General features: G+C 69.5%; 6 protein-coding genes. 5 read left to right on the forward strand and 1 reads right to left on the reverse strand.

Annotated features, from left to right (window positions below; translation table 11 throughout):
- Positions 1-115 precede the first annotated feature (115 nt).
- The 5 genes from INR38_RS18440 (at position 116) to INR38_RS18460 (ending at position 11,625) form a co-directional block, all read left to right on the forward strand.
- Complete coding sequence (locus tag INR38_RS18440; RefSeq protein WP_207442611.1) at positions 116-3,394, forward strand: EAL domain-containing protein; 3,279 nt, start codon at positions 116-118, stop codon at positions 3,392-3,394.
- A 133-nt stretch (positions 3,395-3,527) separates the two neighbouring features.
- Positions 3,528-7,055 (forward strand): chromosome segregation protein SMC, encoded by a 3,528-nt coding sequence (smc, locus tag INR38_RS18445; RefSeq protein WP_034393154.1) that lies wholly within the window; start codon positions 3,528-3,530, stop codon positions 7,053-7,055.
- A 57-nt stretch (positions 7,056-7,112) separates the two neighbouring features.
- Positions 7,113-8,459 carry a cell division protein ZipA C-terminal FtsZ-binding domain-containing protein gene (locus INR38_RS18450; RefSeq protein WP_123693119.1) on the forward strand — a complete coding sequence of 449 codons (1,347 nt, stop codon included), beginning with the start codon at positions 7,113-7,115 and terminating at the stop codon, positions 8,457-8,459.
- 47 nt (positions 8,460-8,506) lie between these two features.
- Complete coding sequence (gene ligA / locus INR38_RS18455; protein ID WP_207442610.1) at positions 8,507-10,618, forward strand: NAD-dependent DNA ligase LigA; 2,112 nt, start codon at positions 8,507-8,509, stop codon at positions 10,616-10,618.
- On the forward strand, positions 10,618-11,625 hold the full coding sequence (locus INR38_RS18460) for a patatin-like phospholipase family protein (protein WP_012205427.1): 1,008 nt from the start codon (positions 10,618-10,620) through the stop codon (positions 11,623-11,625). The genes ligA and INR38_RS18460 overlap by 1 nt, the downstream gene beginning before the upstream one ends.
- A gap of 70 nt (positions 11,626-11,695) precedes the next feature.
- On the opposite strand, the gene INR38_RS18465 is transcribed toward INR38_RS18460, so the two are convergent.
- Positions 11,696-14,560 carry a chemotaxis protein CheW gene (locus INR38_RS18465; protein WP_207442609.1) on the reverse strand — a complete coding sequence of 955 codons (2,865 nt, stop codon included), beginning with the start codon at positions 14,558-14,560 and terminating at the stop codon, positions 11,696-11,698.
- Between the last annotated feature and the right edge of the window lie 195 nt (positions 14,561-14,755).

Genomic DNA, 14,755 nt, shown 5'->3' on the forward strand with positions numbered 1-14,755 from the left:
CTGCTCCACATGGCCTGCCCGGCCTTTTCGGGTGGCTGGCCATGGGGCTGGCAACGAGTGGTTCCGTGCTCCTGGACCGATTCCCCGTGACTGCCTATTCAGCCTTAGCCGCTCCATGTCAGCTTTTGCCCAGCGCACGCTTGTAGCCATCCGGACCGCCTGGCCAGCCGCCACCGTCATGGCGGTGGGCATGTGCCTGAGCGCCGCGCTCGCCCTGCAGCAGCAGCGGGCGCTGGAGCGCATCGACCTGCAACGCCATACGCAACAGGCCCAGTCTGCCCGCCAGGCGCTGGAGATGCGCCTGGATGCCTATGCCGTCATGGTCCAGCATGTGGCCAACCAGCTGGCCGCCTCTCCCGAGATGGGGCAGCAGGCCTTCGCGCGCATTGCGCAGGCGCTGCGCATACAGATACAGCCCGGCATGCAGGCGCTGACCTTTACGCGGGCCGCAACGGAGCGCGGTCAGGCCAGCCAGGATCCGTCGGCCTCGTTCAGGCCCGATCCCCACTATTTCTTCATCGACTATCTCTGGCCGGTGGAAGGCAATGAATCCATCGCCGGCCTGGACATGCACGACCGCCCCAGTCTCATGGCCAGCATGCTGCGCAGCCGGGACAGCGCGGCCGCCGTGGTCTCGGCGCCGTTTGCAATGAAGCAGCCCGGCGAGCATGCCACCGCCGTGCTGGTGCGCGCGCCCGTCTTTGCGCTGGCGGACCACCAGTCTCCGGATGGCACGGCCGCGCATCCGCTGTTCCTGGGAACGGCCGACGTCAGCATTCGTGTGCACGACCTGGTGCAGGACCTGCATGAGCGCGGCTTCCTGGGCCGGCTAGCGCTGGCCATGCATGACGCAGGCCCGGTCTCGCCCCTGCCGCCGGCCGGCGTATCGCCGCTGCCGCTGTATCTGGGTGCTGCCTGGCCCGAGCGCGGGCAGGATGCGGTAGGCCTGGGCGATACCGGCCAGGTGGTGCTGGAGCAGACACTGCAGGCCCAGGACCGGCTGTGGCGGCTGAACTTCATTCCCGTGAGCACGGCCCTGTCCTGGACCGAGCGTGCCCAGCCCCTGGTGCTGTTTGCGCTGGGCATGCTGGTGTCAGTCCTGCTGGCCTCGCTGGCGGCAGCCTGGTGGCGGCGCCATCCGTCCAGCTGGGCGCAACTGCGTGCCTCTTCCCGCAGCATGCGCGAGAGCGATGCCCGCTTTCAGGCACTGTTCGAGCAGGCCGCCGTGGGCGTGGTGCAGATCGACGCGGCCAACGGCAATGTCCTGCATGTGAACCGCAGGTATTGCGACATCACCGGCCACGAGGCACAGCAGCTGTGCCAGCGCCCCCTGCTGGCCCTGGTGGCCGCCGAAACGGTGGAGGGCGACAGGCTGCTGCTGCAGGAACTGGCTGCGGGCCAGCGCCGCGCCCTGCAGATCGAGCGGCAGCTGCGGCGCAGCGACGGCAGCCTGGTCTGGGTGGAACTGCACATCTCCGCGCTGGGCCACGGCCCATCGCTGCGGCTGATGGCCCTGGTGCAGGACATCAGCGCGCGCCGCCACTTGCAGCAAATGCAGCGCGACGGATCGCGCCACCTGCGCATGGTCATCCAGCGCCTGCCCCTGGGCCTGGCCATGCTGCAGGAGGATGGCCGCTTCGCCTACTGGAACGAGGAATTCATGCGCCTGGCAGGCCATGGCGCCACGGCCGGCATGGATGGCGACGGCTGGTGGCGCAACATGTGCCCGGATGAAGCCCGCCGCCAGCGCATGCAGCGCCGCTTCGAGGCTGCGCAGGCGCGGGCGCGCGTTGCCCAAAGCTCCCATGGCAGCGAGTCCGACAGCTGCGGCACCCTCAACTCCGAGGAGTACCAGCTCATAGGCAGCGACGGCTGCGCGCGCTCCGTATCCATCGGCGGCATGCTGCTGGACGAAGGCTGCCTGCTGATCCTGCAGGACCAGAGCCAGCGCAAGACCGCCGAAGAAGAAATTCGCCGCCTGGCCTTCTACGATGCGCTTACCGGCCTGCCCAACCGCCGCCTGCTGGTGGACCGGCTGCAGCAGGCGCTGGCCTCCAGCCGCCGTCGCGGGCGCTGTGGCGCCGTCATGCTGCTGGACGTGGACAACTTCAAGGCCTTCAACGACAGCCTGGGGCTGGAACTGGGCGACGTGCTGCTGCGCATGATTGCCGAGCGACTGGCCCAGTCCCTGGGCCGCGAGGCCACGCTGGCCCGTCACAGCGGCGATGACTTCGTCGTGCTGCTGGAGGACCTGGGCAAGGACTCCATGCACGCCGCCTCCAAGCTCGAAGGCGAGGTCCAGCGCATGCGTTCGCTGCTGCTGCAACCGCTGCAACTGAGTGGCCAGTCCTGCCACATCACGCTGAGCATTGGCGCCAGCCTGTTCGGCGAGCAGGAACTCAGTGCCGACGAGGTTCTGCGCCGTGCCGAGATGGCCATGTACCAGGCCAAGGGCATGGGGCGCAACACGCTGCAGTTCTTCGATCCGCAACTGCAGGCCGTGCTCAGATCGCGCACGGCCATGGAGCAGGAAATGCGCGAGGGCCTGGTGCGCTCGCAATTCGTCCTGTACTACCAGCCGCAGGTGGCGAACGGGCGCATCGTCGGCGCCGAGGGCCTGCTGCGCTGGAACCACCCGCGCGAAGGGCTGGTGCCGCCGTCGCTCTTCGTCTCGCTGGCCGAGGAAACGGGCCTGATCCAGCAACTGGGCGAATGGGTGCTGGGCGAGGCCTGCCGGCAACTGGCGCAATGGGCGGCGGAGCCGGACATGGCCTGCCTGATGCTGGCCGTCAACGTCAGCCCGCGCCAGTTCCACCAGGCGCGCTTCGTGGAGCAGGTGCTGCAGGCGCTCAAGGAGCACGGTGCCAATCCGCGCCTGCTCAAGCTGGAGCTGACCGAAAGCCTGCTGCTGGCCGACGTGGACGACACGGCGGCCAAGATGGCCACGCTCAAGGCACACGGCGTGGGGTTCTCGCTGGACGACTTCGGCACCGGCTACTCCTCGCTGGCCTATCTCAAGCGCCTGCCGCTGGACCAGCTCAAGATCGACCGCAGCTTCGTGCGCGACGTGCTCAGCGACCCCAACGACGCGGCCATTGCGCGCACCATCGTCGCCCTGGGTACCAGCCTGGGCCTGCAGGTCATCGCCGAGGGTGTGGAGACCGAGGCGCAGCGCCAATTCCTCGAAGACCAGCACTGCCATGCCTGGCAGGGCTACCTGCTCAGTCCGCCCGTGCCCGTGCGCAGCTTCGAGGCACTGGTCCGCCAGGCCATCGTGTCGCGCCCTCCGGCCCTGAGCCCGGCGAACCTGCCGCAGGAGGCGCAGGACCGGCCCCAGGTGGTGGAGTGCACGGATGGCAGCGGGGTGCCGGACGCCCCCTCAAACCATTCTTGACATTCGACACGGCCCCGCGCGGGCCGCTTTCCATTCTTGAGCAGGGGTGGCGCGCGGTATCATTCCGAGCTTCCCTGTTGTTCCCCCACGTCCTCATTCGTCCGTTCGCCGCGGACCGCCATCTGCCTGCATCGTGCGCCTGAATTCCATCAAGCTGTCCGGCTTCAAGTCCTTCGCCGAGCCCACCAACTTCATGCTGCCGGGGCAACTGGTGGGCGTGGTGGGCCCCAACGGCTGCGGCAAGTCCAACATCATGGATGCGGTGCGCTGGGTGCTGGGCGAGAGCAAGGCCAGCGAGCTGCGCGGCGAGTCCATGCAGGACGTGATCTTCAACGGCACCACGCACCGCAAGCCGGCCAGCCGCTCCAGCGTGGAGCTGGTGTTCGACAACAGTGACCACCGCGCGGGCGGCCAGTGGGGCCAGTTCGGCGAGATCGCCGTCAAGCGCGTGCTCACGCGCGAGGGCAACAGCAGCTACTTCATCAACAACCAGGCCGTGCGCCGCCGCGATGTGCAGGACGTGTTCCTGGGCACGGGCCTGGGCCCGCGCGCCTACGCCATCATCGGCCAGGGCACGATCAGCCGCATCATCGAGTCGCGCCCCGAGGAACTGCGCCTGTTCCTCGAAGAGGCCGCAGGCGTGTCTAAGTACAAGGAGCGCCGGCGCGAGACCGAGAACCGGCTCTCGGCCACCACCGAGAACCTCACGCGCGTGGAAGACATCCTGCGCGAGCTCAACAACAACCTCGACCGGCTGGAAAAGCAGGCCGAGGTGGCGGCCCAGTACAACGCGCTGCAGTCCCAGGTCACGCTCAAGCAGCAGCAGCTGTGGTTCCTCAAGCGCGCCGAGGCCGAGGCCGAGCAGGACCGCGTGCGCGTGGAGGGTCTGCAGGCCGTCAACGAGCTCGAAGAGCGCATGGCCGACATCCGCAACAACGAAAGCGGGCTCGAAACCCTGCGCCAGGCGCACTACGACGCCAGCGACCAGGTCAACCAGGCCCAGGCCAAGCTCTACGAATCCACGGCCGAAGTCGGCAAGCTGGAGGCCGAGATCCGCTACGTGCTCGAAGGCCGCCAGCGCGTGCAGCAGCGGCTGCAGCAGCTGTCCGAGCAGGTGCTGCTGTGGAACAGCCGCCGCGAGGAAGCCGAAGCCGAGATCGAGAACCTCGAAGGCGCCGGCATGGACGCCGAGGAACAGGCCGAGATGCTGGCCGCCCAGGTCGAGGAGCAAAGCATGCGCCTGCCCGACCTGGAGGACGCCCTGCGCAATGCCCAGAAGGCTGACACCGACCAGCGCGCCAGCGTGGTCCAGGTGCAGCAGCAGATCCAGGTGCTGGCCGCCGAGCAGCGCAGCCTGGACGAGCAGCGCCGCCAGTTCGAGACCCGCTTCGAGCGCCTGCGCGCCGACCGCAACGCCCTGGAGACGCCCGACGAGGCCCGCCTGAACAATCTGCAGTCCCAGCTGGAAGAGGCGCGCGAACTGGCTGAAATGGCCGATGCCGTGCTCAACGAGCTGCAGGACTCCGTGCCCCAGCTCGACGAGGACCGCCGCACGCGCCAGCAGGCCGTCAACGCCGAGGCCGCGCGCCACGCGGACCTGTCGGCGCGGCTGGAAGCGCTCAAGGCCCTGCAGGAAAAGGTCAAGACAGACGGCAAGCTCCAGCCCTGGCTGGCCAAGCACGGCCTGGACGGCATGCAGGGCCTGTGGAGCCGCATTGCCATCGAGCCCGGCTGGGAAAACGCGCTGGAGGCCGCGCTGCGCGAGCGCCTGGGCGCGCTGGAAGTGGGCCGGCTCGACATGGTGCGTGGCTTTCTGGGCTCAGGCGGGCACGATGCGCCGCCCGCACGCCTGGCCTTCTTCAGCCCGCCGCAGGGCGCTCCCGCGCCGGCCGCCGGCCGCTGGCAGCACCTGTCGGACCTGCTGCGCGTGAACGATGCCGGCCTGCGCGCCGTGCTCGGCGACTGGCTGCAGGACTGCTACACGGCGCCCACGCTGGAAGAGGCGCTGTCGCGCCGCAGCGAACTGCGGCCCGGTGAAACCGTCTACGTGCCCACGGGCCATGCCGTCAGCAGCCACAGCGTGAGCTTTTATGCGCAGGACTCGGAGCAATCCGGCCTGCTGGCACGCGCCCAGGAAATCGAGCACCTTGAAAAGGAAGTGCGCGCCCAGGCGCTGATCTCCGACGAATCGCGCACGGCCCTGGTGCGTGCCGAAAGCGCTTATGCCGAGGCCTCGCAGCGCCTGGTCGGCGCCCGGCGCGAGGCCAGCGAATCGCAAAGCCGTGCCCATGAGCTGCAGGTCGAGACCCTGCGCCTGTCGCAGCTGGCCGAGCAGGCCCGTGCACGCAATGCCCAGATCAGCGCCGACCTGGCCGAGGTCGAGGCCCAGCTGTCCGACATCGAGGAGCGCCGCGTGGCGGCCGAAGCCCGCTTCGAGGAACTGGACATGCAACTGGCCGACAGCCAGGAGCGCCATGCCCAGCTCGGCGACAAGGTGCTGGAGTCCGAGCGGCGCCTGAACGAATCGCGCGAGCAACTGCGCACGCTGGAACGCCAGGCCCAGGAGGCCACGTTCTCACGCCGCAGCCTGGAGGCGCGTCGGGGCGAACTCAGCCGCACCATAGAGACGGCCAGCCAGCAGGCCCGCTCGCTGGCCGACGAGCAGCAGCGCGCGCAGGACGAGCTTACGCGCCTGACCGATGCCGCGGCCCAGGGCGGCCTGCAGGATGCGCTGGATTTGAAGATGCAGCGCGAGCAGGCCGTGGCCGCGCGCCGCAGCGAATATGACGACCTGACCAACAAGCTGCGCGCCAGCGACGAACGCCGCCAGCAACTGGAAAAGGCGCTGGACCCGCTGCGCCAGCGCATCACCGAATTCCAGCTCAAGGAGCAGGCCGCGCGCCTGGGCCTGGAGCAGTACTCCACCTTGCTGGAAGAGGCGGGCGCCGACCTGGCCGCCGTCTCCCAGTCCATTGCCGAGGCCAATGTGCGCATGCACGGCCTGCAGGGCGAGATCGACCGCCTGCACCGCGAGATCGCGGCCCTGGGCGCGGTCAACCTGGCGGCGCTGGACGAGCTGAAGCTGGCGCGCGAGCGCAAGACCTTCCTCGACGCGCAGACCGAGGACCTGACCCAGGCCATGAACACGCTGGAAGATGCCATCCGCAAGATCGATGCCGAGACGCGCGAGCTGCTGTCGGGCACTTTCGAGACCGTGAACGGGCATTTCGGACGCATGTTTCCCGAGCTGTTCGGCGGCGGGCAGGCCAAGCTGGTCATCACGGGCGATGAAATCCTGGACTCGGGCGTGCAGGTGATCGCGCAGCCGCCCGGCAAGAAGAACCAGACGATTCACCTGCTGTCCGGTGGCGAGAAGGCGCTGACGGCGATTGCCCTGGTCTTCGCCATCTTCCAGCTCAACCCGGCCCCGTTCTGTCTGCTGGACGAGGTGGATGCGCCGCTGGACGATGCCAACACCGAGCGCTATGCCAAGCTGGTGGCCAGCATGAGCAAGAGCACGCAGTTCCTGTTCATCAGCCACAACAAGATCGCCATGGAAATGGCCCAGCAGCTCATCGGCGTGACCATGCAGGAGCAGGGCGTGTCCCGCATCGTGGCCGTGGACATGGAGTCCGCGCTGTCCATGGCTGAGCTATCCTGAGCATGTCCGCAACCTTTCAAACCCCTTTGCTGGAACGACGTTTCATTCCTTCATTCCATGAGTAACCTGCAAATCAGTCTGGCCGTCCTGGGCTTTGTGGTGCTGGCCCTGATCCTTGCCTACAACAGCTGGTCCGCGCGCCGCAATGCACCCAAGCGCGCCGACCCCGTCGATGAAGCGCAGCGCGATCCCTCGCGCCATGAGCCCGGCATGGACACCGTGGGCCACGGCCCGGACCTGACGCACAGCCTGCGCGAGCCCGTGCTGGGCGACTTCGGCACCGCCGCGCCGGGCCAGAGCCCTGCCTCCGCAGACCGCTTTGCCGAAACCGACGCCGAGCTGGCCCATCTGGTCCAGCTCGAAGAGCAGCAGCGCCAGGCTGCGGCCCAGGCTGCGCTGGCGGCCAAGGCCGCCCAGGCGGTGCAGTCCGCGCAGGCCGCCCATGCCCTGCAGGCGGGCGAAGACGCCAGCGCATCGGCACCCGCATCTGAATCTGTGTCCGTGCCTGCGGCGTCCCCGTCGGCACCGCAGTCCATCGAGCCTTCCCTCAATGACGCGGCCCTGACCAGCGCGGCCGCCAGCCGCCCGGGTCTGGATGCGCTGATCGACGCCATTGCCCCCGTGCAGGTCGGCCAGGCCGTGCCCGGCGAACTGGCGCTGCAGGCCCAGCCCGCCACGCGGCGCGCGGGCAACAAGCCCTTTGCGATCGAGGGCATGAACCAGTCCACCCACCAGTGGGAGCCGCTGCAGCCCGGCCAGCGCTACCTGGGTTTTCAGGCCGGCGTGCAGCTGGCCAACCGCACGGGTGCGCTCAACGAGATCGAGTTCTCCGAGTTCGTTGCCAAGGTGCAGCGCTTTGCCGACGCGCTGGGCGCCACGCCCGACGTGCCCGACATGCTGCAGGAAGTGGCGCGAGCGCGCGAGCTCGACCAGTTCGCCAGCGAGCACGACGCCCAGCTCACCTTCATGCTGCGCGCACGCCAGGCCTCCTGGAGCGCGGGCTACGTGCAGCAGAACGCATCGCGCCAGGGCTTCCTGCCGGGCTCCATGCCCGGGCGCATGGCCCTGCCTTCGCCCACGCCCGGCATGCCGCCGGTGCTGGTGCTCAACTACGACCCGCAGGCGGCCATGGCCGACGACCTGGACACCTCGGTGGTGCGCGAGTTCCTGCTGAGCCTGGACGTGCCCCAGGTGCCGCGCGGCGAGCAGGCCTTCGTGCAGTTGCGCCAGGTGGCCGAGCGCCTGTGCCAGACCATGGACGGCGTGCTCTGCGACCAGAACGGCTACCTGCTGCCGGCCATGGCGCTGGACCCCATCCAGCACGACCTGGAACATCTCTATGACAAGCTCGACAGCCGCGAGCTGTCGGCGGGCTCCATGCTGGCGCGGCGACTGTTCAGCTGACGCGGCGCGGTGCCCCTGGTGCACAACAGGCTCCTGGCCTCAACCCCATGAATGACAATCTGGATCTTTTCTCCGGCGCAGCCCCCGCAGCGCCGGAGTCCGGGGCCGCCCCCGACAAGGTGCTGGCCAAGGTGCAGGCGCTGCGCGCCCAGCTCAACCAATGGGCGCATGAGTACTACGTGCTGGACACGCCCACCGTGCCCGATGGCGAGTACGACCGCGTCTTCCAGCAACTGCAGGCGCTGGAAGGTGCCTACCCCGAACTGGTCACCCCGGATTCGCCCACGCAGCGCGTGATCGGCGCCGTGCTCGACGGCCTGATGCCCGTGCGCCATGCCGTGCCCATGCTCAGCATCCGCACCGAGACCGACAACGAGGCCACGGGGGCCGAGGCCTTCGACGCACGCATCCGCAAGGAGCTGGAACTGGCCGAAGGCGCGCCGCCCGTGGAGTACGTGGCCGAGCCCAAGTTCGACGGCCTGGCCATGAACCTGCGCTACGAGAACGGCCGCCTGGTGCAGGCCACCACGCGCGGCGACGGCGAGGTGGGCGAGGACGTGACCCACAACATCCGCACCATCCGCAAGATTCCGCTGTCCCTGCCCGAAGGCAAGGGCGTGCCGCCTGTGGTCGAGGTGCGCGGCGAGGTCTACATGGGCCGCGCCGACTTCGTCAAGCTCAACGAGCGCCAGCAGGCCGCCGGCGGCAAGAGCTTTGCCAATCCGCGCAATGCGGCGGCAGGCTCGGTGCGCCAGCTGGACTCGGGCATTGCGGCGCAGCGCCCGCTGTCCTTCTTCGCCTATGGCCTGGGCGAGATCACGCCGGCTGCCCAGGGCGGCCCCGACTTCGTCACCCACTACGCCATGCTGCAGACGCTGCGCGACTGGGGCTTTCCGGTGGCCCCCCAGGTCTGCATCGCCAGGGGCGCGGCCGAGCTGGTGGCCTTCCACCAGCGCATGGGCGCCGAGCGCGCCACGCTGCCCTACGAGATCGACGGCGTGGTCTACAAGGTCAACAGCCTGGCCCAGCAGCGCCAGCTGGGCTTTGTCTCGCGCGAGCCGCGCTGGGCCGTGGCCCACAAGTACCCGGCCGAGGAAATGCCCACGCGCATGGAAGGCATCGACATACAGGTCGGCCGCACGGGCAAGCTCACGCCCGTGGCGCGCCTGGCCCCCGTGGCGGTGGGCGGCGTCATCGTCACGAATGCCACGCTGCACAACCTGTTCGAGATCCGCAAGAAGCGCGTGCGCACGGGCGACACCGTGGTCGTGCGCCGCGCCGGTGACGTGATCCCCGAGGTCGTGGGCCGCGTGCCCGGCGACCGGCCGGCCTATGTGCCCAACTTCCGCATGCCCGCTGCATGCCCCATCTGCGGCAGCGCCGTGGCGCGGCCCAAGGGCGAGGCCAACCACCGCTGCACGGGCGGCCTGTTCTGCCCGGCGCAGCGCAAGGAGGCCATCCTGCACTTTGCCGCGCGGCGCGCCATGGACATCGAGGGCCTGGGCGACAAGCTCGTGGACCAACTGGTGGACGGCCACGTGGTGCGCACGCTGCCCGACCTCTACCGCCTGGGCCTGGTGGCCCTGGCATCGCTGGACCGCATGGCCGAGAAGTCGGCCCAGAACGTGCTGGATGCGCTGGAGAAATCCAAGAAGACCACGCTGGCGCGGTTCCTCTTCGGCCTGGGCATCCGCCAGGTGGGCGAGTCCACGGCCAAGGACCTGGCCCGCCACTTCGGCCAGCTGGACGCCATCATGGACGCCAGCGTCGAGCAACTGCTGCAGGTGCGCGACGTGGGGCCCATCGTGGCCGAGAGCATCCACACCTTCTTCGCCCAGCCCCACAACCGCGAGGTGGTCGAGCAGTTGCGTGCCTGCGGCGTGCACTGGGAGGAGGGCGCGGCGCGCGAGCAGACCGCCCAGCCGCTGGCCGGCATGACCGTGGTGCTCACGGGCACGCTGCCCACGCTGGGCCGCGACCAGGCCAAGGAGATGCTGGAGGCCGCAGGCGCCAAGGTCTCCGGCTCGGTCAGCAAGAAGACCAGCTATGTGGTGGCCGGTGCCGAGGCCGGCAGCAAGCTGGCCAAGGCCGAGGAACTGGGCGTGACCGTGCTGGACGAGGCCGGCATGCTGGCGCTGCTGGCAGGCGGGGACCGCTGATGGCGCTGAGTCCGCGCAAACCCGTGGTCGGCCTGGCGCTGGGCAGCGGGTCGGCGCGTGGCTGGGCGCATTTCGGCGTGCTGCGCGCGCTGGAGGATGCGGGCCTGAGGCCCGACATCATCTGCGGCTCGTCCATCGGCGCCCTGGTCGGTGCCTCCTATGCGGCTGGAGAGATGCAGCGCTTCGAGGAATGGGTGCTGGGACTGGGCATGCGCAAGGTGTTCGGTTTCATGGACTTCAACATCACGGGCGGCATGCTCAAGGGCGAGAAGCTGATCGCGTTCTGGCGCGAGCACTTCGTGGACTCGGCCATCGAGGACCTGAAGATTCCCTTCGGCGCCGTGGCCACCGACCTGCATTCGGGCGCCGAGGTCTGGCTGCGCAAGGGCTCCATCGCCGATGCCGTGCGTGCCTCCATCGCGCTGCCCGGCCTGTTCACGCCCGTGCAGCGCGAGGGGCGGCTGCTGGTCGATGGCGGCATCGTCAACCCCGTGCCCGCCTCGCTGGCGCGTGCCATGGGGGCGGACATCGTGATCGCCGTCGATCTCAACGCCGACATCATGCGGCGCCACATGCGTCCGCTGGTTCCCTCGGCCGCCATGGCTGCCGCGCCGCCACTGGAGGAAGCCCCGCCCGCCGTGGAGCAGGGCGTGGCGCCCGAGGACCTGGCCGGCCAGGCCAGCGCCGTGGCCGGCACGGCCTGGGTGCGCAGGCTGCAGCGCGGCGTGATGGGGTGGATGCCCGGCCACCATCGCGACGAGGCCGGCCGCGAGACCGAGCCGCCGCCCCGTCCGCCCTCGCTGCTGGACGTGGTGATGACCAGCGTCAACATCATGCAGATGCGCATCACGCGCAGCCGCATGGCCGGCGACCCGCCCGAGCTGGTGATCGCGCCGCGCCTGTCCCACCTGGGCCTGCTGGACTTCCACCGCGCCCGCGAGGCCATCGACGAAGGCTACGAGGCAGCGCAGGCCGCGTTGCCGGGCCTGCGCCACTGGGGCCTTTGAGGAGCTAAAGGCGCGGCGCACCCGACAGGCCCGGCGCGCCCGACATGCCCATAGGCCCGACAGGCCCGGGCTACGCCGCCTCCCTTTCCACGCTGACCGCATTGCGGTCGGCATTGGCCGCGGCAACGCGCGAAGGCTGCAGCCTTCGCATCAGCGCGGCGGGGTCCAGGCACTGGATCAGCGGCAGGCCCGAATCGGCATGCACCAGCTTGCGCACCAGGGCCGTCGCGGTGTCGGCCGCGTTCAACATGGGCGAATCCACCAGCGCGCTGGCTGGCAGCCGGTGCACGCCCTGCAGCGCGCTGACCAGCAGGCCCACGCGCAGGCCGCCATGCTGGACCACGATGACCTGTGACTGCTCGGTGACCACGCCGGGCTGGCCCTGCAGCAGCGCGGCCAGGTCGAACACCCAGACATAGCCGCTGACGCTGCCCTGGCTGCGCCTTGCCAGCGCGCCCACGCAAAACGGCAGGCGTCCTGCCGCCACGGGCGAGATGGCGCTGGCGGGCAGGGCCTCGCAGACATCGCCCGCGCGCAGGGCCAGCAGGCTGGCGCCCACGTAGAAGCTGGCCAGTTCCACAGGCGCGTCGCCGCTGCCATGCGCGGGGCGCCCGTGCCCGTGCCCGTGCGTAGCGGGCCGGGCGCCATCCAGCCGGGTGGCGGACGCCAGGCGCAGCGCGCGGTTGCGCGCATCGGCATGCACGGGGCCCAGCCGCTGCAGGCTCAGGCTGACGAGGCCGGCCAGTGTGTCGTCCGTTGCGCTTTCTTTTGCATCGCGTGCCGCGCCCTGGTCTAGCCGGAACTCGCGGTAGCCGCGCCCGGCGGCCATGCCGACGATGCAGTAGTGGCCTTCGATCTCCTCGATGCTGCTGCGCACCTCGCCATCGGCCAGCGATGCCAGGCCGGCCACGCCTGCGATGCAACTGCCCAGCGGGCGCCCGCCATGGCTGGCAGCGACGATGCGCCCGTCACGCGCCACGTAGAAGGCTTCCATCGGCAGGCGCGGCAGGCCGCTGTCTTCGGGATCGGTGGCTGCGGCCTGCTCTGCCGTTGCTGCCTGCTCTGGCGCTGCGGCCTGCAGCATGGCCTGCAGCTCCCGCCGCGTGTGGAACAGCAGGGCGATGCCGCCGATGACGGGGCCCTGATCGCCGCCGTGTGCATGTCCGTGCGCCTGTTCACTCCCAGGCGATGGCGCGCGCAGCGCGGCATGGTAGACATGGACGGGCAGGCCTCCATCGTCCATCTCCTGCACGTGGTAGGCCTGGGCATCGCGCAGCAGCACAGTGGCCTGCAGGGCCGATGCCTGCACGCGCGTGCCGGGAGCCAGGGGCAGGCCGGCCTCGCTCTCATGGCTGCAGGCCAGCACCATGCCCTGGGAGTCGTACAGCGCAATGCGCGCATAGACGGTGTACAGCGCATTGAGCTGCTCCAGCAGCCGCTGCGCGCTGTCGTGGGCCTGTACCGACAGGGCCAGGCAGCCGCTGTTGTCCTCCAGCACCTTTTGCAGGCCGGGCGTCAGGGCCCACCAGCGGCAGTCGTTGGCACGTTCATAGAGATTGCGCTCCAGCAGGTCCATCAGCAGCCGGTTCAGCGTGCTGTGCTCCTGCAGCCGGGTGGACAGCGCGGTCTCGTGCAGGCCGTGAATGGCGCGTGTGAACACGGCATGGGTCAGGTCGCCGGTCTCTCCCATCTGCTCCAGCACGGCCTGCAGCGGGTCCGGGTGGGCCGTGCCCTGCACGGGGGACTCCGGCGCCTGGCTGGCAGCCAGCACCTGGCCATTCCAGACCACGCGGCGAATGTCGTCGGCCGCGCGGGCCATGGCGTGCAGCGGCGGGCAAAAGCCGCGCGCCTGGGCCATCAGCCCCTCGGCAATGGCCGGCTCCAGCGCCTGCAGCACCTGCGGTCTTTGCTGCGCGGCGAAGGCCAGGTCCAGCGGTGCCATCACCTGGGTCTGCCAGCCCTGCGGCCCCGCGTAGCCTTGGTAGGGCAGGGCGCGCGCCGTGCGCACCAGGTAGGTGCGGCCTGCATGGATCAGCGGCTGCGCGGCATCACCATGGTGCATGGGCACGCGGCTGCCGGGGGCTATCCAGTGGGCGTCGCTGCTGGCGATGACCAGTCCGCCCTCGTCCAGCAGCAGCCCCACCTGGGCACGCGGCCCGCCCGAGGCAAAGATGGCCTGCATCTCGGCGGCGAAGTCGAAGCTCAGGCACAGCACGCCGAGCACCGCCATGGTGCGTGGGTGCAGCAGGCGCTGCGCGTAGATCAGGCGGTCAGCGCCCGGCAGCACGCAACTGGCGCCGAAATGGCTGACATGGCCGGCCTGCTGCAGGGACTGCTGGAACCAGGCCTCGGCACAGGGAGGTGGCGGCTTACGGCCTGCCTCGGCCTGGGCACGTGCGCAGACCTGGCCCTGCGTGTCCAGCAGCAGGATGTCGTCATACACCGTGTACTTGGCTCGGTAGCTCTGGAGGTGGGCCTGCAAGTGCGCCTGCAGCGGTGCCTGCCATGCGCGCAGACCGCCGGCCGCCATGTCGGGCAGGCCGCAGTCATCGCCATCGCCATCGCCATCTTCAAGCCGTGCCATGGCCTCGCACAGCACGGTATCGGCGGCGAGAAAGCCGACATCGGCCGTGCGCTCGTACAGGCTTCGCACCAGCAGGTCGATGGCATGGGCGGACTGCATGCCCAGCTGGGCCATGGCCTCCTGCGCGGACTGCGCCAGCTGCGACTGCAGCAGGCCTTGCTCCAGCTGCTCCAGTCCCTGGCGCGTGTCGGTGAGCATGGACACCAGGGCCTGCCCCTGCTGCGAGGCCTGCATGCGGGCCGAGGCTTCGATGAGCCGCCACATGAGCCGTATTTCGCGCAGGTCGGCGGCGTTGCGGTTGAGTTCCCGCAGGTGGGGAAGAATCAGGTCGGTTGGCAGGGATGTGGCCATGGAGCGCTCCGCAGTCAGGTTCAGGCTGGGTGAAACCCGCTTTCCCCGATCAGGGAAAAGCCTGATGCAACGAGCAAGAAGGAGGCCAGCTTGTGACTAAATGTGTCTGCAAGGTGACGCAGGGATGACAGCCCCCCATCCACAGCCCCACCCGCAGCCCCATCGGCGCCACGCCGGGGCATGGCCTGGCGTCAC

It is taken from the genome of Delftia sp. SD018 (assembly GCF_017355445.1).
Classification (GTDB): domain Bacteria; phylum Pseudomonadota; class Gammaproteobacteria; order Burkholderiales; family Burkholderiaceae_C; genus Comamonas; species Comamonas acidovorans.